Origin of the sequence: Alcanivorax sp. UBA3183, from assembly GCF_002364155.1 — a bacterium.
Taxonomy (GTDB): domain Bacteria; phylum Pseudomonadota; class Gammaproteobacteria; order Pseudomonadales; family Alcanivoracaceae; genus Alcanivorax; species Alcanivorax jadensis.
The window spans coordinates 2,900-3,557 of sequence record NZ_DEXN01000008.1 but is presented as its reverse complement, the minus strand read 5'-3'; the positions used below and the strand labels follow the sequence as shown (position 1 = coordinate 3,557).

1 protein-coding gene is annotated in these 658 nt (G+C 67.6%); it reads left to right on the top strand.

Annotated features, from left to right (window positions below):
- On the top strand, nucleotides 1-658 hold a 658-nt coding region (locus B3Q33_RS03100), incomplete at both ends, for an alcohol dehydrogenase catalytic domain-containing protein (protein ID WP_286826841.1).

Here is a 658-nt window from a genome sequence, read left to right as displayed (position 1 = left end):
GTGCCTGGTGTATTGAGGATCAGCAACTGCAACTGGACACCCTGCCGGACCTGCAACCGGGGCCGGGGGAAATTTGCGTGCAGGTGAAAGCCATCGGCGTGAACCGGGCGGATCTGTTGCAGGTACTGGGCCGCTACCCGGCACCGCCGGGCACCGACAGCCGCATTCCCGGGCTGGAATACGCCGGGGTGGTCAGCGCCGTGGGTGAGCGGGTGCAGCAACGGCAAGTGGGCGATGCGGTGATGGGCCTGGTGCCCGGTTGTGCCTATGCCGAACAGATCGTCACCCACGAACGGGAGGCGCTGACCGTTCCCGAGGGCATGGACTTCGCCCGCGCCGCCACCCTGCCCGAGGCGTTTCTGACCGCCTACCGGGCGTTGTTTCTGGAAGGCGGTTTGCAGCCCGGCCAGTGGTGCCTGATTCGCCCGGCCACCGCCGGAGTCGGCCTGGCCGCCACCCAATTGGCCGCGGCGCTGGGCGCCCGCCCCATCGGCAGCAGCCGGGATCTGAGTAAACTGGACACCGCCAACGACATGGGCCTGGCGGCTCAGGTGTGCGAGGACGGTACCTTGAAAGCCCAGCTTGATGCGCTCACCGACGGACAGGGTGTGGCGGTAATTCTGGATATGGTCGGCCCGGACTGGAACGCCCTGCTCGG